A 22,839-nucleotide genomic window follows, 5' to 3' on the forward strand; every position below is an offset into this window, starting at 1 on the left:
GATAAATTGCGCCGATAATAATGAAACCGGGAATATTTTGCGGGGAGAAAACCTGAATCAGTAACCAGGTAATGGGAGAACCGCCCTGATCCATTGAAGCCACCATACCCCCGGCTTTTAACGCCCCAGCATTAGCCGCCAGTTGGGTGTGCAAACCAATAGTTTGCGTCGCGATCCACAGGGTGATGCTCATAATGATGACACCCGAGATTAAGGTGCGGAACAGATTTCCACGATGCACCGCGACCGCCATCGCCACGAAGAAGCCGATAGTGGCAAGATCGCCAAACGGCAGTACCTGATTACCCGGAACACAAACAGCAATTAAAATGGTGAGCGGAATAAAAATCAGGCTTGCCGATACCACCGCCGTATGCCCCAGCAGTAATGCGGGATCCAGGCCAATCAGGAACTCCTGACCGCCGAACTTCGCCTGTAAACGACTACGGGCCTGCTTAGCGATGGGCGTTAAACCATCCATGATGGGTTTAATCATCCGTGGCATCAGCAGCATAACTGCCGCCGTTTTTACCGCCAGCTGCAATACACCTTTGACATCGTAACCCGCGAGGATGCCGATAATCAGCCCCATCACAAAACCCACGGTGACAGGTTCGCCAAAAGGGCCAAATTTGCGCTGAATATCGTCGGCGCTAAATTTAATTCGGTTAACGCCTGGGATTTTCTCGATGATAGCATCGACCAGCACCGCAATCGGCCCCATATACGCCGACGTACCGTGCGGAATAGCAATACCTTCCAGCTCAAAGAAATTTCGGGTATCGCGGGCAAACCAGTCGCCGAGCTTATAAACAAACGCCGCGTGAATTACCACACCCGCCATCCCTATCATCCATGAACCGGTTGCCAGGTGCAGCAACGCTGCCGGTGAAGGTCATATGCCAGATATTCCAGATATCAACATTTACCACCCGCGTCATACGGGTCAGTAACATCGCCACGTTAACCAATATCGCAATCGGAATCGCCACCAGCGCAATTTGCGACGTCCAGGTCATTGGTGAAGAGCCCGGCCAGCCGACATCGACCACATGCAGATTCAGGTCGAAATTTTCCGCCATCGCTTTCGCCGCCGGACCAATGGAATCCAGCATTAAGCCAATCACAAGGCCAATGCCAACAAAGCCAATCCCGATATGCAGACCCGCTTTAAAGCAATCGCCTGCCTTCATGCCTAATATTTTAGAAAAAATAATGATGACAACCGGCAGCATCACTGTAGGGCCGAGGTCGAGAATATAACGCATGACTTCTGAAAACATAGGTCACCCCTGTAAGATAGTCAGAATTTTATTTTGTAATGCTTCGATACCGACACCAGAAACAAAAGGCATGCCGTGAACTAACGGAATATCGCCAAAACTACGATCCACCCTGGCAGTGGTACATATCAAATGCACACCATCCATATAGGTTTCTATTTCATTAACCCGACACTGGATTAATTCAACAGGAATATTATGACTCTGACACAACTCTTTAATTTCTTCCGCCGCCATCGTAGAGGTCGCAACCGCGCCTCCGCAAGCGACAATAATCTTGCGTTTCATAAATAGTCCTTTTTATTGTTACAGAGGGATTTATTCGTCTGAATCTAAAACATACTTTGTGAAGTATTCCTTTAACTGAGTTTCAGGAAGAGTAATTAGTGTCTCGACGATATCGGGCTGTTGTAACTTGCCAAATAAACAGCGTAAAAGTTTCAATTGCTGCTGCGGATTTTCCACAATCAACGCAATAACCAACGATACCGCCACGTCGTTATCATCATCCGCTTGCTGAAAATGAACTTTATTTGTTGGCCTTAACAGATAAATGGCTGACGACTTAGCATGAATCGCCTCACAATGCGGTATTGCAATGGCGTGCTGCTCAAGCATTATCCCGGTAGGGAATTCTGCTTCTCTGGCAATTAATGCCTGTGGCCAGGTATCATGAACCACACCTTTCGCGAGCATCTCATTACCGATATAGGTTAAAACTTCGCTACGATCGACAAAAGAAATTCCGCTACGAACAAACAGGTTAGTCATATACCGTCCTTATTCCGCACAACCGTAGCGATAGGCGCGCAAAACATCATAAATTTTATTCATAATAAGCTGATGCGGCATTGCTGATAATTCCCCGGACTGAATGCGTTCAAATTGTTTGGGAAGATACTGACTAATCATGCCCAGTGGGATGTCCACGCCTTGCAGATTCACCATCATCGTTTCAACGCTATTTTTAATCCGACTATGCGGCCAGTAATAACGAATACGATCCGACAGGCTGTAACGAATATCCAGTAATGAATCGTTAAAACCCGTGCGATAATATTTTTTCCAGTATTGCGGTTCGTCGAGCATCACTTCTTCAATTACCGCCAGGCAACCGCTGCGATTTTCGGGGGCGATAAGTTCCTGCTCAATTTGTGCCAGTGCAAATATCGCCTCGCGTAAAGCAAAGGTTAATGCAGGACCGACTTTCAATATTGCAAAGTGATCGCGGACTAATTCCCAATAAGCCGTCCGGGTCTGGTAATCGGTAGAATGTGCTTCATAAACCATTCGGGTGTTTTCTATCCATTGCGCCAGCGCCTGCGCTTCCTGCGGCTGATAATGGATAATATTGCTGTGATCAAATTCCACACCCGGCTGCACCACGATGGCAATCACACGTGTTAACGCCTCTGTCAGCCCACGGGCAATAAAGGCCTTTTGATGCGTACGTAAAGTATTGGCGGCATCTTCAACATGGGTGATGTGTACTGACTGAATGGCGCTGGCCTCACCGCCCGGAACCGGAACTTCAGTGCCAATGACATAGCTCAGTTGCTCACGCTGGCAATCTGTCGCCACACTTTCCGCAGCAAAGCAAAGCAAAGCACAGCAGCTCGTTCCGCAACCGTTTCTGGTGCTAACGGTATGGGATCCCCCGCGCAGGACATTGACGCATCAAGATGAATTTTACTGAAGCCAGCACGAACATATGCTTTTACCAGCTCGACGGATTTTTCCATCGCCGCATCCGCATTTTCTTGCTGCCAGCAGTTTGGCCCCAGATGATCGCCGCCGAGAATAATGCGTTCGCGTGCAAACCCAACTTTATCGGCAATCGTAAAAACAAATTCGCGAAAGTCTGCCAGTGTCATTCCGGTATAACCGCCAAATTGATTGACCTGGTTTGACGTTGCTTCAATCAGCACTTTGCGCGTGCTGTTGCGATCAAATGCCAGCGCCGCTTCGATAACCAACGGATGGGCAGAACAGACTGAACATATGCCGATATGTTCACCAGCTTTATGCCGGGCAATTAACGTTTTCATGTTTTTTCCTTGTTAAATGGCAGGTGCGTTATGCCCTGCCCTCGCAGCCACAATCGGCAATCACTTTGCTCACCACATCGCGCATTGCGGATTTAGCCGACTGCAAATAATCCCGGGGATCGGTCGCTTCGGGGTGCTCGGTCAGGTAATTTTTTAACGACTGCGAGAAGGCATTTTTCAGCTCCGTTGCAACGTTGATTTTGCATATCCCCAGTTTGATGGTTTGCTGAATATCCTTAGTCGATAATCCTGACGCGCCATGCAGCACCAGCGGTAAGTTCACCCACTGGCGAATGTTCTCCAGTCGAGAAAAATCAAGCACCGGTGCGCTGGCATACATACCGTGAGCCGTGCCGATGGCGACCGCCAGGGAATCAATCCCGGTTGCCTCGGCAAATTCACGCGCCTGTGCGGGGTTGGTGTACAACGCATCGGCTTCATTGACTTGCACATCATCTTCCTGGCCGCCAAGTTGCCCCAGCTCCGCCTCGACGCTGACATCAAAGCGATGGCAAAAATCCACCACCTCTTTGACCCGTGAAATATTTTGCGCAAAAGGCAAATGCGAGGCGTCAATCATGACTGAGCGCACGCCAGAACGAACCTTCTGAGCGATATCGTCAAATTTCGTGTGATGGTCGAGATGAATTGCCAGTGGATGGTGATATTGCTTCGCCATCGCGCTGACCAGCGCCAACAGATTTTCTGTACCAGCATGAGTAAATGTGCCAGGCGTTCCGGCGATGATGACCGGCGCATGCAGGTTGGCAGCGGTTTCCACCACCACTTGCATCGTTTCGAGATTGTGAATATTGAATGCCGGAACCGCATAACCGCCGCGCTGTGCGTTGTTCAGCATCTGCTTTGTCGATACCACGTACATTTTCATATCTTGTTGTTTGCTTTCGATTTCAAAAAATAATGAAATTATTTGCTTTTAAATGTCGAGATAACGATCACAAAAACGACAATATGAAAATTGTTCGAGGAGTGAAAGGCAAAAAAACGGCCTCCCGATAGGGAAGCCGTAGCAAAGTGCGCGTGTTTTTATGCCGGATGCGGTGTAAACATACGTGGCAGTGCTATGTAGGCATGATAAGACGCTTCCGCGTCGCATCAGGCATAGGTTGCCGGATGCAGTGTAAACGCCTTATCCGTCCTACGGGGTGGTGCTGTTCGTATGAGGCGTATCAGGCAATAGTAATTTTGCTATCGAGATAAACGTCCTGCACGGCATTAATCAGTTTCACGCCGTCAGCCATCGATTTCTTGAACGCCTTACGTCCAAGAATCAGCCCCATTCCGCCTGCGCGTTTGTTGATAACCGCAGTACGCACTGCATCGCTGAGGTCAGTTTCACCGCCTGCAGCACCGCCGGAGTTTATCAACCCAGCCCGGCCCATATAGCAGTTAGCTAACTGATAACGCACCAGATCAATCGGGTTTTCGCTGGTTAACTTGCTGTACACGCGATCGTCGGTATAACCGTAATTAATCGCTTTATAGCCGCCGTTATTTTCCGCCATTTTTTGTTTGACGATATCTGCACCTATGGTTGCCGCCAGATGGTTCGCCTGACCAGTCAGGTCGGCGGAAACATGGTAATCAACGCCATCTTTCTTAAAGGCGGAGTTTCGCAAATAGGCCCACAGCACTGCCACCATGCCCAGCTCGTGCGCGCGTTCAAAGGCCGCAGAAATTTCTTCAATCTGGCGACGTGACTCTTCCGAGCCAAAATAGATAGTCGCACCAACCGCCACCGCGCCCATGTTGAAGGCCTGCTCCACGCTGGCATACAGCGTTTGATCGTAGGTATTCGGGTAACTTAGCGTCTCGTTGTGATTAAGTTTGACGAGAAATGGAATGCGATGCGCATAGCGCCGCGATACCGACACCAACACGCCGTAAGTTGATGCCACACAGTTACAGCCCGCTTCGATCGCCAGTTCAACAATGTTTTTCGGGTCAAAGTAGAGCGGGTTAGCAGCAAATGAAGCTCCGGCAGAGTGCTCAACGCCCTGGTCAACCGGCAGAATAGAAAGATATCCTGTGCCAGCCAGACGCCCGGTGTTGTACAACGTCTGCATATTACGTAACACCGCTGGCGGGCGATTATTGTCAATCATCACGCGGTCTACGTAGTCATGTCCGGGGAGATAAAGCTGGTCAGAAGGAATAGTCATACAACGGTGCTGTAAAAGGTTGTCGGCGTCTTTGCCAAGCAACTGCGCAATATCTGTCATTACTATGCTCCCGTAAATTCCGATTGGATATCGGCTATGGATTGTCCTGGCCCGCCTTTTGCGGGCAATCATAATCCTGGTCGTTACGGGCGAGTTTTTCCATCTTTTGGATGTTTTTTCAGCGTTTTCTGTTGGCTCGATTCATCAGAAAAAATGTTAGCGCGGTCAAGTTTTTACCGCAAAGGTATTCAAAAGGTATTATTATGTGGTATTGTCATCGCGTACCTTACATTACCTGTCAATTTCACCTACGCGTTACTGTTCCTCGGTATTTTGCTTCACGGCGTAAGTTACGATTTTTACTACGTTACCGCTTACATCTATGTCGATAAAAAAGCCCCCGTGCATATGCGTACCGCTGCGCAGGGGCTGATCACGCTCTGCTGCCAGGGCTTCGGCAGTTTGCTCGGCTATCGTCTTGGCGGTGTGATGACGGAAAAGATGTTCGCTTATCAGGAACCGGTAAACGGACTGACTTTCAACTGGTCCGGGATGTGGACTTTCGGCGCGGTGATGATTGCCATTATCGCCGTGCTGTTCATGATTTTTTCCCGCGAATCCGACAACGAAATTACGGCTATCAAGGTCGATGATCGAGATATTGCGTTGACACAAGGGGAAGTTAAATGAAAACAGAACGTATTCTCGGTGCTCTTTATGGGCAGGCGTTAGGGGATGCGATGGGGATGCCCTCCGAGCTTTGGCCACGCAGCCGCGTTAAAGCACACTTTGGCTGGATTGACCGTTTTCTGCCTGGACCAAAGGAGAATAACGCGGCCTGTTATTTTAACCGCGCCGAATTCACCGACGATACCTCGATGGCCTGTGTCTGGCGGATGCGTTACTGGAATGTGAAGGCAAGATCGATCCGAATCTGATTGGGCGTAATATTCTCGACTGGGCGTTGCGTTTCGACGCCTTTAACAAAAACGTACTAGGTCCGACCTCGAAGATTGCGCTTAACGCCATTCGCGACGGTAAACCCGTTGCTGAACTGGAAAACAACGGCGTAACCAACGGCGCAGCGATGCGCGTCTCGCCATTAGGTTGTTTGCTTCCAGCGCGTGATGTTGATTCCTTTATTGATGATGTGGCGCTGGCGTCCAGCCCGACCCATAAATCCGATCTGGCGGTTGCAGGCGCGGTAGTCATCGCATGGGCGATTTCTCGTGCCATTGACGGAGAACGCTGGTCAGCGATTGTTGATTCATTGCCTTCAATTGCGCGACATGCACAGCAAAAACGCACCACCACGTTCAGCGCCTCACTGGCGGCACGTCTGGAGATTGCGCTGAAAATTGTGCGTAATGCCGACGGCACCGAATCCGCCAGCGAACAGCTTTACCAGGTCGTTGGCGCAGGCACCAGCACTATTGAGTCCGTTCCGTGCGCCATTGCGCTAGTTGAACTGGCACAAACCGACCCAAACCGCTGCGCCGTCCTGTGCGCCAATCTTGGCGGCGACACAGACACCATAGGTGCTATGGCGACGGCGATTTGCGGCGCGTTGCATGGCATTAACGCTGTCGATCCTGCGTTAAAGGCGGAGCTGGATGCGGTAAATCAGCTTGATTTCAACCGCTATGCCACAGCGCTGGAGAAATATCGTCAACAACGGGAGGCGGTATGAGCGGCGCTCGATTACACACACTGCTGCCTGAATTAACCACGCGTCAGCCGGTGATGGTCGTCGGCGCGGCGGTCATTGACGTGATCGCCGACGCTTATGCCCTCCCCTGGCGTGGGTGCGATATCGAACTGAAACAGCAGAGCGTTAACGTTGGCGGCTGCGCACTGAATATTGCCGTGGCGTTAAAGCGCCTCGGCATCGAAGCGGGTAATGCCTTGCCGCTCGGTCAGGGCGTGTGGGCGGAGATTATTCGCAACCGGATGGCGAAAGAGGGGTTAATCAGCCTGATCGATAACGCCGAAAGCGATAACGGCTGGTGTCTGGCACTGGTTGAGCCGGATGGCGAACGCACTTTTATGTCATTCAGCGGTGTGGAAAATCAATGGAATCGCCAATGGTTGGCACGATTAACCGTTGCGCCTGGCAACCTGCTCTATTTTTCCGGTTATCAACTGGCCTCGCCCTGCGGCGAATTGTTAGTGGAATGGCTGGAAAAGCTGCAAGACGTGACGCCGTTTATCGATTTTGGCCCACGTATTGGCGATATCCCGGACGCATTACTGGCGCGGATCATGGCCTGTCGACCTTTAGTGTCACTCAATCGTCAAGAGGCTGAGATTGCCGCCGAACGTTTTGCTTTATCTGCAGAGATAACAACACTTGGCAAGCAATGGCAGGAGAAATTTGCCGCGCCGTTGATCGTTCGTCTCGATAAAGAAGGCGCATGGTATTTCAGCAACGACGCTTCTGGCTGCATTCGGGCATTTCCAACGCAAGTTGTAGACACCATTGGGGCGGGCGACAGTCATGCAGGTGGCGTACTTGCCGGGCTGGCCTCTGGTCTGCCACTGGCGGATGCCGTATTACTGGGCAATGCAGTGGCGTCGTGGGTTGTCGGGCATCGGGGCGGTGATTGTGCGCCAACGCGCGAGGAACTACTCCTCGCACACAAAAACGTATAGATCGCTGCGACAGTGGCTAATGCTGTACTCAATAGGCCGTTGCTGTTGGTCAAGCGCCACTTGCTTGATCACCAGCACCGGTATTTTGCTATCTAACTGAATATGTGACTGAAACTCGGCATCCGGCATCCGGGCGCTAACGCGGGAACGCGTACGTTGTGGGTAAATGTGCTGGCTGCGGAAATAGTCATAAAGAGAAATTCCGATGGCATCAACATCATGAATTAAATGCGCCGGAACCCACGATTCCTCAATCGATACCGCTTCTTCATCGACATAGCGAATACGCTTAAGCAAAAAGACATCACTTCCCGCTTCGACCGCCAGCTGCTGCGCAACTTCTTCGGGACATTTCACGACACGCTTATTAACCCATAGCGTATCGGGCTTTTTCCCGCGCAATACCACCTGCTGAGAAAAACCTCTCGCTTCTTTCAACGAGTATTCGAAGATGTTGTTGATCTGCGTGCCGTAACCGCGCGAACGCGTCACCACGCCCTCTTCTTCCAGCGCCTGCATCGCCTTGCGCACCGTAATGCGCGAAACGCCGGTTAACTGACTTAAATCACGCTCACCGGGCAAAATATTGCCATGCTCCAGCACCCCGCTGCGCACGGCATTTTTTACCGTTTCGGCAAACTTAATATAAAGCGGCGTGTTATCCGCCGCTAAAATACGCTCGTTCAGTTGGGCAATCAGCTGGGTATGCGCTTGTTCCATTTGTCTTTTTCCTGCCAGGGAGTCTGGTGGGAGTATATCACTGCTTCTTATTTAAGGCGTTTCTTTAATCCCATCAACGAATGCCTGCAACTCATCCACCGTGCCATTAAACACATTAAAATCCACCGGACCATTGATGCCATCTACCTGTCCACGGTCGGAATGCTGCCAGAAGCGCCAGGCCATGCCGTCATTGTCCGGACGACGTTGATAATAGTGAGCCACCCACCACGGATATTCATTGAAATAGCCCGCCAGATTGGTGTGATAAAAAACGGCTCCTGAGTAAATAATCGGCTTTTTTCCCGTGCGTTTTTCGACCATTTTTAGCCACTGACTTACCCGCTTGCGTAATTCTTTTGCCGATAATTTTCCCCGTTCTTCTACGTCCAGCACGGCAGGGAAATCGCCTTGTGAGAAATCCACCGTTTGCAGAAATAATCGCGCCTGAACTGAAGCGGATACCGACGGGGAGAAATAATGATACGCCCCGCGCAGCAGGCCATTTTCGCGGCTTAATTGCCAGTTACGCGAAAAATAGGGGTCCACCAGCTTTTCGCCTTCCGTAGCCTTAATAAAAGCAAACTGTAAGCGGATATCGTTGTCGCGCATTTTTGCCACCCGCTGCCAGTCGATACGCTCCTGCCAGCGCGAAACATCTAATCCGTGAATGGTGTAACTGGCAGGAATGCGAATAGCGAAAGATTTAACCGGGCGATAACCGTAGAAGTGGATGTAGTCTGTAATCTGAACTGCTGTCGAATAGAAAAAATTCACCGTCTGACGCGGATAAATTGCAACGATGGAAATTAGCCCAAGAGCGCATAATAGAGCGGTGAGTTTTTTTCGACTGGTAATTCTTAGCTGCATTGGTTTCATCCCTGAATGTCAGTGCCAAAGGCTGACAATAACCAAAGCAGCTATAGTACGGTGCTCACCACCAGGCGTGGAAGTGGTGAACCGGACCAATACCGTGACCAACTTCCAGCGTGTCGGCCTGGGCTAACGCCGATGAAAGCCAGCTTTTTGCCTCCTGTACGGTGTCAGCCCAGTTTGTATGGCGCGGGCGTAGTGCAGCCAACGCCGCAGAGAGTGTACAACCAGTGCCGTGGGTGTTTTTGGTCATAATGCGCGGTGCGGTAAACCGTTGTTCACCCTCGCGGGTAAACAGCCAGTCCGGGCTTTGCTCATCATCCAGATGACCACCTTTCATTAGCACTGCGCCACAGCCCATCGCCAACAGCGATCGCCCTTGTTCCAGCATTTCCTGTTCGGTGCGCGCGTGTGGCGCGTCGAGCAAGGCGGCAGCTTCGGGCAAGTTTGGCGTTATTAATGAAACCTGTGGCAATAATCGACTGCGCAGCGTAGCAACCGCCGAAGGTGAAAGCAGCGGGTCGCCGCTTTTTGCCAGCATAACGGTGTCGAGTACCACGTTTTGGATCTGATAACGTTGCAACCGTTCTGCCACCGCTTCAACAATATCGGTTTCCGCCAACATACCGATTTTAGTGGTATCGATTCGCACATCGCTGAACACCGAATCGAGCTGGGCGGCGACAAAATCAGGCTCAATGCGATACACCGACTGTACGCCACGGGTATTTTGCGCCACCAGTGCAGTAATAACTGAGCAACCATAAGCGCCAAGTGCCGAGAAGGTTTTAAGATCGGCCTGAATCCCCGCACCACCACTCGGATCAGTACCGGCAATCGTCAGAGCGTTAATTCGTTTCATGCCTGCACCTCCTGCGTCAATTGCCAGAGCGCATCAAGGAAATGTGGAACAAAACTGCCTGGCCCCTCGCTTCTGGCGACTGCGCGTTCTCCGGCTTGTTTCATCCAGTGACAGGCAGATGCGACATTTTCCAGCGTATCGCCTGGTAACGCACAGCAGGCAGCGACAACCGCCGATAATGCACAGCCAGTTCCTACCACTTTGGTCATTAACGGATCGCCACCGTGAATACCAATGATACGATGTCCATCGGTAACATAATCCACCTCGCCAGTGACCACGACGATTGCGCCAGTTTCCCGTGCCAGTGTTTGTGCAGCGGGTATCGCGTTAGCTGCGGCGTCAGTGGTATCCACTCCCCGTCCGCCATTAGCAATGCCAGCTAATGCCATGATTTCCGAAGCATTACCACGTATCGCTGCCGGTTTAAAAGATAAAAGTTCATGACAAAAATGGCGGCGATAATCGAGCGCACCAACCGCTACTGGATCAAGCGTCCAGCGTGTTTGAGAGCTTTTTGCTTGCTCAACGGCAGCACGCATCGCCTGTGCGCGTGGCTGCGTCAGTGTGCCAACGTTAATCAACAAGGCACTGGCGATAGCCGCAAACTGACTGGCCTCTTCGGTTTCGATAACCATCGCTGGCGATGCACCGAGCGCCAGCAAGGTATTGGCGGTAAAGGTTTGCACCACATCATTGGTCATGCAGTGCACAAGAGGGGAATGTTGGTGAAAAAGGTGTAACGCGTGCGCAGATTGCGCTGAACTCAGCAGGTCGACTTGCATAGTTTGCTCCTGCCATAACGTGAAGAAGCAATGACCTGGTGGTCCGTGACTTCCCTACGCTGGCATTATCCAGATCAGGTGATACGGGTATTTCTCAGCCTTCACGCAGAAGGGCACCCCGAGTCGTTTGGTTGCGATGATAAATCGCAGAGGAGGATGGTAATGTCCAGCGCACCCGTTGTAAACGAGGAAAAACGGCAGTTTTACAATCGCGTTAATAAATTATTTGATATATGAATCCAGCACCTTCAGAACGACATCCAGATCTTCTTCACGTTTTAGCTCATCCCCCTGGTGAACGATGTGTTCCGTCAGATGACCTTTAATCACTTCCCGCATCAGACCGTTTACCGCTCCACGGATAGCAGCAATCTGTTGTAAAACTGCAGCGCATTCGTGCGGCTCGTCGAGCATTTTCTTGAGCGCCACGACCTGGCCCTGAATCTTACTGGCACGCGCTTTCAGTTTCTGTTTATCACGGATTGTATGAGACATGGCAACACCTGGTTAACAAGAATATGAAAAATCATAGCACTATTAATCTACTGGGGGGTAGTATCAGGTACTGGGGGGGAGTAGAATCAGATTGCCGAATTAATACTAAGAATTATTATCATGACCGAATTTACAACTCTTCTTCAGCAAGGAAACGCCTGGTTCTTCATCCCCAGCGCCATCTTACTTGGTGCGCTTCATGGCCTGGAACCAGGGCACTCAAAAACGATGATGGCGGCGTTTATCATCGCCATCAAAGGCACCATTAAACAGGCGGTGATGCTCGGACTGGCAGCAACCATTTCGCATACCGCGGTGGTCTGGTTGATTGCCTTTGGCGGGATGGTGATCAGTAAGCGCTTTACTGCTCAATCAGCAGAACCGTGGCTCCAGCTGATTTCCGCAGTGATCATTATTGGCACCGTGTTCTGGATGTTCTGGCGTACCTGGCGCGGCGAACGCAACTGGCTGGAGAATATGCACGGGCATGATTATGAGCATCATCACCATCATCACGAACATCATCAAGACCACGAACATCACCACGACCAAGGACATCATCACCATCACGAACATGGCGAGTATCAGGATGCCCATGCACGAGCCCATGCCAATGACATTAAACGACGCTTTGATGGTAGAGAGGTCATCAACTGGCAAATTTTGTTATTTGGCTTAACCGGTGGCCTTATCCCCTGCCCGGCAGCAATTACCGTGCTGTTGATATGCATTCAGTTGAAAGCCCTGACACTGGGCGCAACACTGGTCGTCAGTTTCAGCATTGGCCTGGCGTTAACGCTTGTCACCGTAGGCGTTGGCGCAGCAATCAGCGTTCAGCAGGTCGCAAAACGCTGGAGCGGATTTAACACTCTCGCTAAACGCGCCCCCTATTTTTCCAGTCTGTTGATTGGCTTAGTCGGTGTGTATATGGGCGTACATGGCTTCATGGGCATAATGCGATAACTCAATCCTTTAGGCTTGCATGTTATCTTCAGCCCAGGATGATTCTTAAATCAGCTATTTCCGCTGACTCTCTGCTCGCTAAGGATGCTTTTAGGGCATCCTTTCATTTACACTTTTTACGAAATCATGGGATCACTAACAAAATATCGCTTGTCAGTTATATTGTATGGCAGGAAAGATATGCGACTGATATTACAGATCCCCAAAGTGGAGAGTTTATGACCATTAAAAATAAGATGTTGCTGGGTGTGCTTTTGCTGGTTACCAGTGCCGCCTGGGCCGCACCAGCCACCGCGGGTTCGACCAATACCTCGGGAATTTCTAAGTATGAGTTAAGTAGTTTCATTGCTGACTTTAAGCATTTCAAACCAGGTGATACCGTCCCAGAGATGTACCGCACCGATGAGTACAACATTAAGCAGTGGCAGTTACGTAACCTGCCCGCGCCTGATGCCGGGACGCACTGGACCTATATGGGTGGCGCGTACGTGTTGATCAGCGACACCGACGGTAAAATCATTAAAGCCTACGACGGTGAGATTTTTTATCATCGCTAAAAAAAGCCCCCTCATCATGAGGGGGAAATGCAGACACCTTGTTATTTTTTATTATTAGCCACTTGCTCGTCTTGCTTGTTATTAGTCGTATTTCACGTTGATTAATGCGGTTGCCTCCAGTGCGCCAGATTTAACTTTGTTTGTATCGTAGACGTAGTAACTGGCTGTTATCGGAATTGAAACCGTTGTATCTGTAAGTTTTGACTTTGCCGCAATTTCTTTTAAATTTGTGTATCCTTTACTGCTGTTAGTGATATTTAAAAGTGTGACTGGCGAACCATTACTTTCAAGAATAAATCCTACGCATTATCTTCCGCACCTTTCAGTATTGTGTCGCTGTTGGTTAACAAGTCAGAACTTGATAAATACACCTGCATTTTCCGTGATGTTTGATTTTGTTGACCTAATAAATTTTTACAACGCAGAATAATATCCCTTTTTTTACTATTTATTGTTGCTTTGTTACCTGTGGCTGGTAATTGTGAAACGGGAATACTGTCTAAAGTAATTAATAAATCGTCCTGTTTGCAGGTTGTGGTTATCGGGTTGTATGACAATGTCAGATTGAAGGAATAGACACCTGCATTTTGTGCCAATGCATTTCTGTAGCTATTTACACATGCATCCCATGACTTGCCACCTAATAAACACAGTAGAAATTGTACTGCGGCACTCCCGCGTGTCGATGATGAAGCACTGGATAATGTCGCAACACCATTAATCATCACTGAACCACCGCCCCCCGCAGAAATATTCACTTTTGCATTACTGGCCGCAGGTGTCACCGTTACCGAATAACCACTGGTGAAACTGCTCTGATTATTTGACAACGTGATGTTGTTTTTATTGGTCCATTCAAAATGTAAATTTAATTTAATGGTATCGTTATAAAGTCCAACAATAATATCCGATGGGCTCATAGGGGTGATAGTATTTGTACTCACGCATGACGAATCATTAAAATTATGCTCATATGTCGCTATTTGTGTTTGAGTAAGTGCAAAATTCCCCTGAACAACCAAATTGTGCTGAACAGATAACTCACTATAACATGCCGCATAGCTCACAGGCATAACCATCATCATTAATATAAATAGCATTATGCGAATTTCCATAGAACCACCTGACTATTACTGGCAAATATAATTTCTACTTTCATCAATCTCTTTACCGAAGGTGATTGTGCATGAAAGTCCTTGTTGCTTATCAATTGCTACATTAACCGATGGCGGTATTTCATTGGTGCGAATAAATAACTGGCTTCCCTGGCCGACAACGCCAATATTATGACCATGGATATCATTGACTTCATAACCAAACGTTAATGGTTGACCATCCGCTCTTAACGCTTTTATAAACCAGGGCTTGCGCTGATCGGTATCAAAATTAACCAGTACAACCGCGCCGCGATAAGGGGCGGCAATTTTCCGGTTGCCACGTAATTCTGCTTCGCTATCGCTTTGCGACACATCCAGCATCAGGTGATTTTCCCGATAAGGTGTCATTCCGTCGTATACCACCACTCCATTACGGTTTGTTGTGCGATATTTTTGCCCATTGACATAAGCATCTTTAATTCCTGGCGCATTCATCACAGCAAACGTTTCGGAAAGACGGTTCGCCAGATTAACGCCACCCGACCAGGCGACAATGCCCCCTGAAACACTGGCTCCAGTCTGTCGATAAGTACTCGACTGACTATAACTGCCATTCACTGTCGCAACCGGCGCGTTCCAGGTCAAATTCGCCCCAGCTGTCGTTTCATTTCCCTGATGTTGATGACTCAGGTTGACACCATAATTGAACTGATCCCGACTCCCTACTGTTCCTGATAATCCCGTATTATTTGAGGCAAAACCCTGATCATCAAACGTCGTTGAGTTAGACATATATATTTGCCGACGAGGCGTCGTAACGTCATCACCCCAATCACAGGGAATTGATATAAAAATATTAAAACGTTTCTCTTCATGATGATTCTCGCCATACGCCTGGCTTGCCGCGAGGGTATAGCTTATCCGCCGCCAGTTATTGGAATAACTCAACTGATAATCCTTACTGCTGCCGCTACGCCCCCAGTAATCTCGCCATAACGTACTTAAGGACACAGAACCCCAGCCTTCTGGCAATGACTGGCTCATATTGGCAGAAAAGCTATTTTTACGGCCAAAATCGTTCTGGTAATAATCGGCAATGTCATAGATATCGTTTTCATCACGGCGATAATTATCTTTATTGTTTGCCCAAACGTGATCGTTAAATGTCCGGTAATCACGCGACGAATAACGCCAGGCCGCCAGACCAAAACGCGTCGACGTTTGGCTCACAAATTTGTTGTAGGCAATTTGATAACTTTGCCCGTCAAACACATCGCCGTTGTCTTGTTTACTATGCGACTTCGTGGCATCGACGGAAATTGCGCCAATGCGCGTGTTCCAACCCGTTCCGAGGGTAAACGCATAGTAATTATTAGCAACCATCGTGCCGCCATACAGCGTCAATAAGTTATTAAAACCATACTGATAACCTGCCTGGACAAAATCACTTTGCTTGCTCGCCCCTTCAATATGGCTACGGCCCGCCGCAAAATCATATTTCGACACGCCGGGTTGCAGCATATTTGGCACCGCTGCATAAGGCACCAGATAGGTGGTTACCGAGCCGTCCGCCTCTTTCACGCTAACATCAAGATCTGCTCCACCACCGGCCAACTGCAAATCTGTAATCGCAAACGGGCCAGGAGGAACCTCTTTCTGATAAACCACAAAACCATTCTGTTCAATAGTTACCAACGCGTTACTCTGAGCAATCCCCTGCACCCGTGGCGTAAAATTTTGTTTCGAGTTAGGCAACATCTGCATATCACGAAACAACCGCACACCGCTGAAGCGAACAGAATCAAAAATATCGCTTGATGTGTACATATCACCCACGCGAAGCGTGCCGAGAAATTGGGCAAATCCACGTTCCAGATACAGGGTATTGCTTTTCCACACCCCTGGATTGTTATTTGTTTTACTGAAACTGGCATCAGAATGCAGTTGCCACTCCAGTAAATTTAACCCGCTGTTAAAACGTACATATGTACTCTTGTTGTTACCCGACGCTTTATAGTCGCTGTAATACTGACTCACATAATAAGAAGTATAAAACGCATTAATACCCCGCTCCCAGTTTTCCGGTGGAACATAGCCACTTTCCAGTTCTTCCACCCAAGCCTGCGGGACACTGAAATCGAGACGAAAAACCCCGATATCCCAGCTATAGCTCCCACCCTGAACAAGTTGCTCAAATGTTAAACATTGCTTACCGCTGGCGAAGTTATCGCTATTAATGCCTAACCGCTTGATAACTTCTCTTGATAAACATGTTTCTTGCGGGTTGTCTTTAACAATAATCTCATATTTCCCGCGCCATTGCTTATTGACATAAATATCGATGTCATACTGCCCCGGTAAGGGTTGATTATCATCAAGACGAATATTTGCAACCTGCTGGTCTTTCATTCCACCTATCATAAAATGGGTATCAAAGGTTTCTTCAGCTGCATAAGCTTCAATGCCGAGCAATAACGCTACGATTGCTGATGCAAGTGGGGTCATTCTCAACATAGGCAGCTCCTGCAATTAAATTTTGTCACTAATATAGTTGCCGTGGTCATTGATAATGGTCAGATACCAGTTATTTGCATTATTACTTTTGATATTAACACTCTGACTTTCTAAGGGGGCAATCATAATAGTTTCATAATTGACTTTAACATTATTAGCTTTGACATCCGAAATCGTCACCCAATTAGCTGAGTCATTTTTTATCACCAATCCATTGCCACTGCGATTTACCAGTAACTTTTTAAAGGTCGCTTTATTTACCGGAGCAATACCCGCTGGCCGGTAAAACAACTTAATTCTGTTTTGCATCGCAAACTTCAGTGCATTCTTGCCTTCTTGCTCTGGACTATTTGGTGGAATATCCAGAACATTCAGATAAAAAATGCTTTCTTTATTAGTGGGCAGTTTATTCGGCATAATTTTGATTTTTACTTGCTGCCCTGAATTTGCCCCTATTTTTGCCACTGGTGGCGTTAACATGAAAGGAACCTGAATTTTTTCTGGTGGTAACGACGTATCGCCATCATCAATCCACGCCTGCAGCAGCGAAGAACGATTTCCCTGGTTCATCAACTGCACCATAACTTCTTTATTTTCTGCCGGGTAAATAATGCGCGTCCCGTAGATAACAATTCCGGCATGTGCAGGAAGGACCATAGAAAAAATGAGTAAAGATAATAATCCTTTCATCTTAATGCCTCTTAAATTAAAAAGCCGCCATGGGGATAGCGGCCATGTTTATTACCTGGAGAAACTTGCAATTTTATTTATTAATCCTGCGCTACACGCATAACCAGAGAAGATAACACATCACCTGATTGCACTGAGTTATCTGTCAGTTTCAGGTATTTTGCTTTAAACGGAATAGCATATTGACCTTCTGCTGTTTTATAACTCTCAATGTTAAAAGGTGCAGAAACATCTAGGACATCGCTGTTATCACCTAAATAGAGATAGTAACCCACGGTATCGTTGCTACTGGCTATCGCCTTATCGTTACCGGTTATTTTGTCGTTTGTGATCAACGAGAGTTTTACACCAGCAACTTCTTTCGGGCAGCTAATTTTTAACATGCTGCTGGTTACACCGACTGCATCATCATAGGTAGAATATTTAGCTTTACCTTCAAAGACAGTGGTTGGTACAGTCGGCATATTAATACTTACTGAATCACCACCCGCTTCGAATTTACACGGAGATTCTGCAATATTTCCTTTAATGGTTAATGTTCCGGTATCAACGTCTGCAGCAAATACTCCAGCGCTCATAAAAAAAGAAGAAAAGACAGCGGCAGCAATAATTGAACGTTTCATAATATGTTCCTTAATAAAATTTATTTTTGGTTGTTAAGAGTCTGTATCTCTTGGAAACAAATTTCTCACATCAAAAAAGCTGCCGCAATGTAAACATATTGTTTTATTGATTTAAAACAAATTAACCAATGCAATATAAATACAACAAATACTTAAGAATATTAAATATTTATCACATCTATTAATTAATGTAGATTTATGTAAATGGTATTGTTGATATCAATAAAAAAGACGAAATCATTTATATAAATGATTTCGTCTTTCTAAATGCAATTAAAATCAGGTTGCCAAATTAATCGTAGCGATTTAACACGATTCGACGTTTGCTATCGCTACCTGCAACAACCACTTCTGTCGTAACACCTTTGACGGGCGAAGAAACCTGATGACGGGTGTCAACATTATACGTTAACTGACCACAATGCTGTTGTGGTTGACTATTAACCATAGCCATACTGCATGTTGGGGGACTGATCCTGCCATTAATCGTTAATGTGGCAGTCTCTGAAGAGACTGCGGGAGAAGCCAATCCATAGGCAAGAAAAATAATTCCTGACAGCCAATACTTATTCATTGAACGTTATCCCTGTAGTAAAGGTTATGCCTGGATAGAATGAGTGCATAACAAACTATAGCTGTACATCCACTACACAGCACGAAGGATGATAATGAAGCATTGCCTGTACGATCACTCGACTTTGTAGAGTTTCGGACGAAGGTCCGCAGAATATTCGCAGTATTAAATAAGTGTTCATTAATGCGGCAAAAACAAATACACCGCATCAATATAACATCTCTGCGATGTATGAAGAATAACCAGAATGGTTAATAGGCGTTAGACCGCGCGGAAGGAAATCTCGCCAGGAATGACTTCACCCTGCCAGTAGAGCTGAGCTGCAACGCGGTCAGCCAGCTGGCGGTAGATAGCGGTAAATTCGCTCTCCGGACGGCTGATAACCGTTGGCGTGCCTTTATCGAGATCCTCACGTAAGGAGATGTGTAACGGCATCTGCCCCAGCAGCTGTGTATGGTATTTTTCAGCCAGTTTCTCTGCACCACCGGTACCGAAAATCGGTTCATGGTGACCACAGTTACTGCAAATATGCACACTCATGTTCTCGACAATACCGAGCACCGGAACCTCGACTTTCTCGAACATCACAATGCCTTTTTTCGCATCGATCAACGCGATGTCCTGCGGGGTGGTGACCACGACTGCACCAGTTACTGGAATGTTTTGCGCCAGCGTCAATTGAATGTCACCGGTGCCTGGCGGCATATCAAGCACCAGATAGTCGAGATCCGGCCACAAGGTTTCCTGCAACATCTGCATTAACGCCTTGCTCGCCATCGGTCCACGCCACACCATCGCATTGTCGTCAGTGACCAGATAACCAATTGAATTGGTTGCCAGGCCATGAGACATAATCGGTGCCATGTGGGTACCGTCCGGCGAAGTTGGACGCTGATTTTCTGCGCCCAGCATGGTGGGAATTGATGGGCCGTAGATATCGGCGTCCAGAATGCCGACTTTCGCCCCTTCCGCCGCCAGTGCCAGCGCCAGGTTTACCGCCGTGGACGATTTACCCACGCCGCCTTTACCGGAACTCACCGCGATAATGTTCTTCACACCGTTAATTCCCGGCTGATTCTTCACGCGTTTCAGAGTGGCTATGTTATGCGACAGTTTCCAGTCGATAGCTTTCGCCCCGGTGATGCGCAGCAGTTCGGCGCTACATTGCTCTTTTAACTCTTCGAACGCGCTATGCCAGACAAACGGCATAACCAGTTCCACATGCAACGTGTCGTCCATCCAGGCGACATGGTGCAACGCTTTCAGCGTGGTGAGGTTATGCTTCAGGGTTGGGTGCTGAAAATTGGCCAGTGTCCCGGCGACCATTGCGCGCAAGGCTTCTGGTGATTTGGCCTGGGATTGTTCGTTCATCCCGACTCCTTTTTTGTATAGATAAACCATCAGCTGATAGTTTACCTGAAGAATATAGAGAAGTACTTACTTAACATTTTCCCATTTGGTACTATCTAACCCCTTTTCACTATTAAGAAGTAATGCCTACTATGACTCAAGTCGCGAAGAAAATTCTGGTGACGTGCGCACTGCCGTACGCTAACGGCTCAATCCACCTCGGCCATATGCTGGAGCACATCCAGGCTGATGTCTGGGTCCGTTACCAGCGAATGCGCGGCCACGAGGTCAACTTCATCTGCGCCGACGATGCCCACGGTACACCGATCATGCTGAAAGCTCAGCAGCTCGGTATCACCCCGGAGCAGATGATTGGCGAAATGAGTCAGGAGCATCAGACTGATTTCGCAGGCTTTAACATCAGCTATGACAACTATCACTCGACGCACAGCGAAGAGAACCGCCAGTTGTCAGAACTTATCTACTCTCGCCTGAAAGAAAACGGTTTTATTAAAAACCGCACCATCTCTCAGCTGTACGATCCGGAAAAAGGCATGTTCCTGCCGGACCGTTTTGTGAAAGGCACCTGCCCGAAATGTAAATCCCCGGATCAATACGGCGATAACTGCGAAGTCTGCGGCGCGACCTACAGCCCGACTGAATTGATCGAGCCGAAATCGGTGGTTTCTGGTGCTACACCAGTGATGCGTGATTCTGAACACTTCTTCTTTGATCTGCCCTCTTTCAGCGAAATGCTGCAGGCATGGACCCGCAGCGGTGCGTTGCAGGAGCAGGTGGCAAACAAAATGCAGGAGTGGTTTGAATCCGGCCTGCAACAGTGGGATATCTCCCGCGACGCGCCATACTTTGGTTTTGAAATTCCGAACGCGCCGGGCAAATATTTCTACGTCTGGCTGGACGCACCGATTGGCTACATGGGTTCTTTCAAGAATCTGTGCGACAAGCGCGGCGACAGCGTAAGCTTCGATGAATACTGGAAGAAAGACTCCACCGCCGAGCTGTACCACTTCATCGGTAAAGATATCGTTTACTTCCACAGCCTGTTCTGGCCTGCCATGCTGGAAGGCAGCAACTTCCGCAAGCCGACCAACCTGTTTGTTCATGGCTATGTGACGGTGAACGGCGCGAAGATGTCCAAGTCTCGCGGCACCTTTATTAAAGCCAGCACCTGGCTGAATCATTTTGACGCTGACAGCCTGCGTTACTACTACACTGCGAAACTCTCTTCGCGCATTGATGATATCGATCTCAACCTGGAAGATTTCGTTCAGCGTGTGAATGCCGATATCGTGAACAAAGTGGTTAACCTGGCCTCCCGTAATGCGGGCTTTATCAACAAGCGTTTTGACGGTGTGCTGGCAAGCGAGCTGGCTGACCCTGAGCTGTACAAAACCTTTACCGATGCCGCTGAAGTGATTGGTGAAGCGTGGGAAAGCCGTGAATTTGGTAAAGCAGTGCGCGAAATCATGGCACTGGCTGACCTGGCTAACCGCTATGTCGACGAGCAGGCTCCGTGGGTAGTCGCAAAACAGGAAGGTCGCGATGCTGACCTGCAGGCGATTTGCTCAATGGGCATCAACCTGTTCCGCGTGCTGATGACTTACCTGAAGCCGGTACTGCCGAAACTGACCGAGCGTGCAGAAGCCTTCCTCAATACGGAACTGACCTGGGATGGTATCCAGCAACCGCTGCTGGGCCACAAAGTGAATCCGTTCAAGGCGCTGTATAACCGCATCGATATGAAACAGGTTGAAGCTCTGGTGGAAGCCTCTAAAGAAGAAGTGAAAGCCACTACCGCGCCAGTTACTGGCCCACTGGCAGATGATCCGATTCAGGAAACCATCACCTTTGACGACTTCGCCAAAGTTGACCTGCGCGTGGCGCTGATCGAAAACGCAGAGTTTGTTGAAGGTTCTGACAAACTGCTGCGCCTGACGCTGGATCTCGGCGGTGAAAAACGCAATGTCTTCTCCGGTATTCGTTCTGCTTACCCGGATCCGCAGGCACTGATTGGTCGTCACACCATTATGGTGGCTAACCTGGCACCACGTAAAATGCGCTTCGGTATCTCTGAAGGCATGGTGATGGCTGCCGGTCCTGGCGGGAAAGATATTTTCCTGCTAAGCCCGGATGCCGGTGCTAAACCGGGTCATCAGGTGAAATAATCCCCCTTCAAGGCGCTGCATCGACAGCGCCTTTTCTTTATAAATTCCTAAAGTTGTTTTCTTGCGATTTTGTCTCTCTCTAACCCGTATAAATACTGGTAGCATCTGCATTCAACTGGATAAAATTACAGGGATGCAGAATGAGACACTTTATCTATCAGGACGAAAAATCACATAAATTCTGGACGGTGGAGCAACAGGGAAACGAGTTGCATATCAGTTGGGGAAAAGTTGGCACCAAAGGGCAAAGTCAGATAAAAAGTTTTTCAGATGCTGCGGCGGCGGAAAAAGCGGAACTGAAGCTGATTGCGGAGAAGGTGAAGAAGGGGTATGAAGTAGCCTGAGTTTAACGGACACTCCTTCCTGAAATAGAATGGCATCAGA

At 48.5% G+C, this 22,839-nt stretch carries 18 protein-coding genes, 6 pseudogenes and 1 riboswitch; of the genes and pseudogenes, 7 read left to right on the forward strand and 17 right to left on the reverse strand.

Features of this window, described 5'->3' with window-relative positions; genetic code table 11:
- The 6 genes and pseudogenes from ACUU1I_RS12095 to fbaB all read right to left on the reverse strand — a co-directional run.
- Positions 1 to 1,283, reverse strand: a pseudogene (locus ACUU1I_RS12095) (PTS galactitol transporter subunit IIC); the annotation flags it as partial.
- Positions 1,284 to 1,286: 3 nt separating this feature from the next.
- Positions 1,287 to 1,571 carry a PTS galactitol transporter subunit IIB gene (gene gatB / locus ACUU1I_RS12100; protein ID WP_000823288.1) on the reverse strand — a complete coding sequence of 95 codons (285 nt, stop codon included), beginning with the start codon at positions 1,569 to 1,571 and terminating at the stop codon, positions 1,287 to 1,289.
- Between the two features lie 30 nt (positions 1,572 to 1,601).
- Positions 1,602 to 2,054 carry a PTS galactitol transporter subunit IIA gene (gene gatA, locus ACUU1I_RS12105; protein ID WP_000182919.1) on the reverse strand — a complete coding sequence of 151 codons (453 nt, stop codon included), beginning with the start codon at positions 2,052 to 2,054 and terminating at the stop codon, positions 1,602 to 1,604.
- A 9-nt stretch (positions 2,055 to 2,063) separates the two neighbouring features.
- Positions 2,064 to 3,331: pseudogene (gene gatZ / locus ACUU1I_RS12110) on the reverse strand (tagatose-bisphosphate aldolase subunit GatZ).
- A 28-nt stretch (positions 3,332 to 3,359) separates the two neighbouring features.
- Positions 3,360 to 4,214, reverse strand: coding sequence for a tagatose-bisphosphate aldolase subunit GatY (gene gatY, locus ACUU1I_RS12115; RefSeq protein WP_005069458.1), 855 nt, complete (start codon positions 4,212 to 4,214; stop codon positions 3,360 to 3,362).
- Between the two features lie 307 nt (positions 4,215 to 4,521).
- Positions 4,522 to 5,574, reverse strand: coding sequence for a class I fructose-bisphosphate aldolase (gene fbaB, locus ACUU1I_RS12120; protein WP_000129573.1), 1,053 nt, complete (start codon positions 5,572 to 5,574; stop codon positions 4,522 to 4,524).
- A gap of 153 nt (positions 5,575 to 5,727) precedes the next feature.
- Between fbaB and ACUU1I_RS12125 the strand changes: the two are divergent.
- From ACUU1I_RS12125 to ACUU1I_RS12135, 3 genes and pseudogenes are all read left to right on the forward strand, one after another.
- Positions 5,728 to 6,204 (forward strand): annotated as a pseudogene (locus ACUU1I_RS12125) (MFS transporter); the annotation flags it as partial.
- Positions 6,201 to 7,204 (forward strand): annotated as a pseudogene (locus ACUU1I_RS12130) (ADP-ribosylglycohydrolase family protein). The pseudogenes ACUU1I_RS12125 and ACUU1I_RS12130, both read left to right, overlap by 4 nt.
- Positions 7,201 to 8,166 (forward strand): carbohydrate kinase family protein, encoded by a 966-nt coding sequence (locus ACUU1I_RS12135; RefSeq protein WP_000011983.1) that lies wholly within the window; start codon positions 7,201 to 7,203, stop codon positions 8,164 to 8,166. Before ACUU1I_RS12130 ends, ACUU1I_RS12135 begins: the two are co-directional and overlap by 4 nt.
- On the opposite strand, the gene ACUU1I_RS12140 is transcribed toward ACUU1I_RS12135, so the two are convergent.
- From ACUU1I_RS12140 to rcnR, 5 genes are all read right to left on the reverse strand, one after another.
- On the reverse strand, positions 8,140 to 8,886 hold the full coding sequence (locus ACUU1I_RS12140; RefSeq protein WP_000434038.1) for a GntR family transcriptional regulator: 747 nt from the start codon (positions 8,884 to 8,886) through the stop codon (positions 8,140 to 8,142). The two genes, ACUU1I_RS12135 and ACUU1I_RS12140, sit on opposite strands and share 27 nt — an antisense overlap.
- A 51-nt stretch (positions 8,887 to 8,937) precedes the next feature.
- On the reverse strand, positions 8,938 to 9,756 hold the full coding sequence (locus ACUU1I_RS12145) for a glycoside hydrolase family 25 protein (RefSeq protein ID WP_005069468.1): 819 nt from the start codon (positions 9,754 to 9,756) through the stop codon (positions 8,938 to 8,940).
- A gap of 64 nt (positions 9,757 to 9,820) precedes the next feature.
- Positions 9,821 to 10,621: a bifunctional hydroxymethylpyrimidine kinase/phosphomethylpyrimidine kinase gene (gene thiD, locus ACUU1I_RS12150; protein ID WP_000822274.1), complete on the reverse strand. Its 801-nt coding sequence runs from the start codon at positions 10,619 to 10,621 to the stop codon at positions 9,821 to 9,823.
- Positions 10,618 to 11,406 (reverse strand): hydroxyethylthiazole kinase, encoded by a 789-nt coding sequence (gene thiM, locus ACUU1I_RS12155; protein ID WP_001195611.1) that lies wholly within the window; start codon positions 11,404 to 11,406, stop codon positions 10,618 to 10,620. The genes thiD and thiM overlap by 4 nt, the downstream gene beginning before the upstream one ends.
- Positions 11,407 to 11,440: 34 nt before the next feature.
- Positions 11,441 to 11,537, reverse strand: a riboswitch (TPP riboswitch).
- Between the two features lie 91 nt (positions 11,538 to 11,628).
- On the reverse strand, positions 11,629 to 11,901 hold the full coding sequence (gene rcnR, locus ACUU1I_RS12160) for a Ni(II)/Co(II)-binding transcriptional repressor RcnR (RefSeq protein ID WP_000019944.1): 273 nt from the start codon (positions 11,899 to 11,901) through the stop codon (positions 11,629 to 11,631).
- Between the two features lie 120 nt (positions 11,902 to 12,021).
- Between rcnR and rcnA the strand changes: the two genes are divergently transcribed.
- Positions 12,022 to 12,864 carry a nickel/cobalt efflux protein RcnA gene (rcnA, locus tag ACUU1I_RS12165; protein WP_000134600.1) on the forward strand — a complete coding sequence of 281 codons (843 nt, stop codon included), beginning with the start codon at positions 12,022 to 12,024 and terminating at the stop codon, positions 12,862 to 12,864.
- A 218-nt stretch (positions 12,865 to 13,082) separates the two neighbouring features.
- Entirely contained in the window at positions 13,083 to 13,421 is a 339-nt protein-coding gene (gene rcnB, locus ACUU1I_RS12170) for a Ni(II)/Co(II) efflux transporter accessory subunit RcnB (protein WP_000153074.1), read from the forward strand.
- 81 nt (positions 13,422 to 13,502) lie between these two features.
- On the opposite strand, the pseudogene ACUU1I_RS12175 reads toward rcnB, so the two are convergent.
- The 6 genes and pseudogenes from ACUU1I_RS12175 to apbC all read right to left on the reverse strand — a co-directional run bounded on the left by ACUU1I_RS12175 (position 13,503) and on the right by apbC (position 20,290).
- Positions 13,503 to 14,536: pseudogene (locus ACUU1I_RS12175) on the reverse strand (putative fimbrial-like adhesin protein).
- Between the two features lie 15 nt (positions 14,537 to 14,551).
- On the reverse strand, positions 14,552 to 17,032 hold the full coding sequence (locus tag ACUU1I_RS12180; RefSeq protein ID WP_000945432.1) for a fimbrial biogenesis outer membrane usher protein: 2,481 nt from the start codon (positions 17,030 to 17,032) through the stop codon (positions 14,552 to 14,554).
- A 15-nt stretch (positions 17,033 to 17,047) separates the two neighbouring features.
- Positions 17,048 to 17,722 (reverse strand): fimbria/pilus periplasmic chaperone, encoded by a 675-nt coding sequence (locus tag ACUU1I_RS12185; RefSeq protein ID WP_000677392.1) that lies wholly within the window; start codon positions 17,720 to 17,722, stop codon positions 17,048 to 17,050.
- An 80-nt stretch (positions 17,723 to 17,802) separates the two neighbouring features.
- Entirely contained in the window at positions 17,803 to 18,345 is a 543-nt protein-coding gene (locus ACUU1I_RS12190) for a fimbrial protein (protein WP_000830468.1), read from the reverse strand.
- Positions 18,346 to 18,637: 292 nt separating this feature from the next.
- On the reverse strand, positions 18,638 to 18,919 hold the full coding sequence (locus tag ACUU1I_RS12195; protein WP_011110605.1) for a YehE family protein: 282 nt from the start codon (positions 18,917 to 18,919) through the stop codon (positions 18,638 to 18,640).
- Between the two features lie 261 nt (positions 18,920 to 19,180).
- The gene (apbC, locus tag ACUU1I_RS12200) at positions 19,181 to 20,290 is read right to left on the reverse strand and encodes an iron-sulfur cluster carrier protein ApbC (protein ID WP_001005448.1); all 1,110 of its coding nucleotides are present in this window, start codon (positions 20,288 to 20,290) and stop codon (positions 19,181 to 19,183) included.
- Between the two features lie 131 nt (positions 20,291 to 20,421).
- Between apbC and metG the strand changes: the two genes are divergently transcribed.
- Both metG and ACUU1I_RS12210 read left to right on the forward strand, forming a co-directional pair.
- Positions 20,422 to 22,455, forward strand: a complete 2,034-nt coding sequence (gene metG, locus ACUU1I_RS12205) for a methionine--tRNA ligase (RefSeq protein WP_005049047.1) — start codon at positions 20,422 to 20,424, stop codon at positions 22,453 to 22,455.
- 140 nt (positions 22,456 to 22,595) lie between these two features.
- Positions 22,596 to 22,787 (forward strand): annotated as a pseudogene (locus tag ACUU1I_RS12210) (WGR domain-containing protein); the annotation flags it as partial.
- Positions 22,788 to 22,839 lie beyond the last annotated feature (52 nt).

It is taken from the genome of Shigella sp. SIG3, from assembly GCF_053555855.1.

Bases quoted from the DNA above. Each gene is read 5' to 3' on its own strand.
- gatB (WP_000823288.1), bottom strand. From the start codon at position 1,571: ATGAAACGCAAGATTATTGTCGCTTGCGGAGGCGCGGTTGCGACCTCT.
- gatA (WP_000182919.1), bottom strand. From the start codon at position 2,054: ATGACTAACCTGTTTGTTCGTAGCGGAATTTCTTTTGTCGATCGTAGC.
- gatY (WP_005069458.1), bottom strand. From the start codon at position 4,214: ATGTACGTGGTATCGACAAAGCAGATGCTGAACAACGCACAGCGCGGC.
- fbaB (WP_000129573.1), bottom strand. From the start codon at position 5,574: ATGACAGATATTGCGCAGTTGCTTGGCAAAGACGCCGACAACCTTTTA.
- ACUU1I_RS12135 (WP_000011983.1), top strand. From the start codon at position 7,201: ATGAGCGGCGCTCGATTACACACACTGCTGCCTGAATTAACCACGCGT.
- ACUU1I_RS12140 (WP_000434038.1), bottom strand. From the start codon at position 8,886: ATGGAACAAGCGCATACCCAGCTGATTGCCCAACTGAACGAGCGTATT.
- ACUU1I_RS12145 (WP_005069468.1), bottom strand. From the start codon at position 9,756: ATGCAGCTAAGAATTACCAGTCGAAAAAAACTCACCGCTCTATTATGC.
- thiD (WP_000822274.1), bottom strand. From the start codon at position 10,621: ATGAAACGAATTAACGCTCTGACGATTGCCGGTACTGATCCGAGTGGT.
- thiM (WP_001195611.1), bottom strand. From the start codon at position 11,406: ATGCAAGTCGACCTGCTGAGTTCAGCGCAATCTGCGCACGCGTTACAC.
- rcnR (WP_000019944.1), bottom strand. From the start codon at position 11,901: ATGTCTCATACAATCCGTGATAAACAGAAACTGAAAGCGCGTGCCAGT.
- rcnA (WP_000134600.1), top strand. From the start codon at position 12,022: ATGACCGAATTTACAACTCTTCTTCAGCAAGGAAACGCCTGGTTCTTC.
- rcnB (WP_000153074.1), top strand. From the start codon at position 13,083: ATGACCATTAAAAATAAGATGTTGCTGGGTGTGCTTTTGCTGGTTACC.
- ACUU1I_RS12180 (WP_000945432.1), bottom strand. From the start codon at position 17,032: ATGTTGAGAATGACCCCACTTGCATCAGCAATCGTAGCGTTATTGCTC.
- ACUU1I_RS12185 (WP_000677392.1), bottom strand. From the start codon at position 17,722: ATGAAAGGATTATTATCTTTACTCATTTTTTCTATGGTCCTTCCTGCA.
- ACUU1I_RS12190 (WP_000830468.1), bottom strand. From the start codon at position 18,345: ATGAAACGTTCAATTATTGCTGCCGCTGTCTTTTCTTCTTTTTTTATG.
- ACUU1I_RS12195 (WP_011110605.1), bottom strand. From the start codon at position 18,919: ATGAATAAGTATTGGCTGTCAGGAATTATTTTTCTTGCCTATGGATTG.
- apbC (WP_001005448.1), bottom strand. From the start codon at position 20,290: ATGAACGAACAATCCCAGGCCAAATCACCAGAAGCCTTGCGCGCAATG.
- metG (WP_005049047.1), top strand. From the start codon at position 20,422: ATGACTCAAGTCGCGAAGAAAATTCTGGTGACGTGCGCACTGCCGTAC.